The following is a 2,064-nucleotide window of genomic DNA, read 5'->3' as shown; positions in this document are numbered from 1 at the left end:
CAGGTCGGGCCGCCACGGCGCATCGGCGGGACTGCGCGCGAGGAGCTGGCTCCACACCGCCTCGGCGCCTTTCAGGTCGCCGCCCTGCGCCAGCGCCAGCCCCGCGAAGAAGGGCGGCGCCGGATGCGCCGGATCGCGCTTCGCCGCCTCGTCGAACGCCAGCGCCGCGGCGGGCGACATCACGCCGCCGCCATGCGCCGCCAATGCGTTGCCGAGCCCGACCCACAGGTCGACATTGTCCGGATAGGTCGCGAGCCCCTTTTCGAGCGTCTTCGCCGCGAGTTCGGTCTTGCCGGTGCGCGCAAAACCGTCGGACATGCCGAGCCACTGCGCCGCGGGACCAAAGCGTTCGGACATCCCCTGCCGCTGGTCGGTGATCGCCTCGCCGAAACTTTCAGGCTCCTCGCGCGCCGCGACAGGCTTGCCGGGCAGCGCCGGATGCCCCTGCAACGCATAGCCCGCGAGCCCCAGCATCACCGCCGCCCCGGCCAGCGGCCGCGCCGCCGCGGGCAGCTTGCCCAGCCAGAAGATGCCGCCGATCGTCAGCAAGGCGGCGAGCACGACCCACAGCCAGATCATGCCGCGCCTTCCTCATCATCGTTCGCACCGCGGCGGAAACGGCCAAAGGCCAGCCACCCGCCGAGCGCGAGGAAGATCAACGGCCCGAGCCAGAGCAGCGCCGTGGCGCCGTCGAACGGCGGATCATAGCTGACCCAATTGCCATAGCGCGCGACGAGCCAGGACTTGATTTCGGCCGGACTTTCGCCCGCCGCGATCTTGCTGCGCACTTCGTGCCGCATATCGCCCGCAAGCGGCGCATCGCTGTCGGCAATCGACTGCCCTTGGCAGACGAGGCAGCGCAACTCTTCCATGAGCGCCTTGGCCTTCGCCTCCTGCGCCGGGTCGCGGAGCTGCTGATAGGCATAAGGCGCGGGCGGAAGGCGATCCTGCGCTGTGGCGGGAGTCGGGCCGAAGAAAACATAAAGCGCGATCAGAAATACCGGCGTACTCCCGCGAACGCGGGAGCCCAGAGCGGCAAAAACCGAACGCAGCGAAGTGACGCTCTGGATCCCCGCCTTCGCGGGGAAACGCGGAATATCCTGCAAACCCCTCACTTCATCGCCTCGAGCTTGGCGATAATCTCAGGCACCTGATCGGCGAGGATCACACCCTGGATCTGTTCGCGAATAATCCCCTTGCCATCGATGAGGAAGGTTTCGGGCACGCCCGACGACCCCAGTGCGATCTGGACGCTGCTCTGCATGTCCGACCCGATGCGGTCGAAGGGATTGCCATATTCGCGCAGGAACATCGCGACATCGTCGGGCCGGTCGCGGATCGCGATGCCGTCGATCGGCACGCCCGCGGCCTTCAGCGCCTCGAGCTGCGGTGCTTCGGCGCGGCATGGGATGCACCAGCTCGCGAAGACATTGACCAGCCGCGGCCGTCCGTCGGCAAGCTGGCTGCTCTTCAGTCCCTCGACGCCGGCGGTCGCGGGCGGCAGGTCGAACAATGGCATCGGCTTGTCGATCCATTGCGACTGGATCAGCGTCTCGGCGGGCGTCACCAGCCGATAGATGAAGGCGCCGAACAACAGCCCCATGATCGCCAGCGGTACGAAAAGGACCCAGCGGTTCTTCATGGCGCGAAACGCTCCTGTGATTTGCGGCTGCGTCGCGCGCGCCAGATGTTCAGCAATTGCGCACGGCCAAGCAGCGACAGCGATGCACCGATCGCGATCAGCGCGCCGCCGAGCCAGATCCACCACACGAGCGGTTTCCACCACAGGCGGATCTGGTAGCGGTCGGCGCTGCCGTCGTCGCTCGCCATCGGCTGGCCGAGCACGGCATAAAGCTGTCCGCCCGGCCGCGTCAGCAGCGCCGCTTCGTTGGTCTCGGTCGGCGCGGTGCCCATCAGGCCGGGGAAGGTGCGCGCCTCGGGGCGCATCGTAAAGCTGCTACCCGAAGAGGTGGTCGCGACCAAAGTGCCCTCGATCGCGGTATAGTTCGGTCCTGCTATCGGCCTGACGCCTGCGAACTTCACCGCGAAATCGCCGATCTTGAT

At 67.3% G+C, this 2,064-nt stretch carries 4 protein-coding genes; all 4 read right to left on the bottom strand.

Annotated features, from left to right (window positions below; translation table 11 throughout):
* A partial coding sequence (locus VJ811_RS07605) for a cytochrome c biogenesis factor (protein WP_324071652.1) occupies positions 1-579 on the bottom strand: 579 nt, incomplete at its 3' end.
* Positions 576-995 (bottom strand): cytochrome c-type biogenesis protein, encoded by a 420-nt coding sequence (locus tag VJ811_RS07600; protein ID WP_324071653.1) that lies wholly within the window; start codon positions 993-995, stop codon positions 576-578. The genes VJ811_RS07605 and VJ811_RS07600, both read right to left, overlap by 4 nt.
* 116 nt (positions 996-1,111) lie before the next feature.
* Complete coding sequence (locus VJ811_RS07595; protein WP_324071651.1) at positions 1,112-1,642, bottom strand: DsbE family thiol:disulfide interchange protein; 531 nt, start codon at positions 1,640-1,642, stop codon at positions 1,112-1,114.
* Positions 1,639-2,064: cytochrome c-type biogenesis CcmF C-terminal domain-containing protein (locus VJ811_RS07590; RefSeq protein ID WP_324071650.1), on the bottom strand; the 426-nt coding region annotated here is incomplete at its 5' end. The genes VJ811_RS07595 and VJ811_RS07590, both read right to left, overlap by 4 nt.

Source organism: Sphingopyxis sp. (genome assembly GCF_035250425.1).
In the GTDB taxonomy this organism is placed as follows: Bacteria; Pseudomonadota; Alphaproteobacteria; order Sphingomonadales; family Sphingomonadaceae; genus Sphingopyxis.
This window is presented reverse-complemented; position numbering and strand designations above follow the sequence as displayed.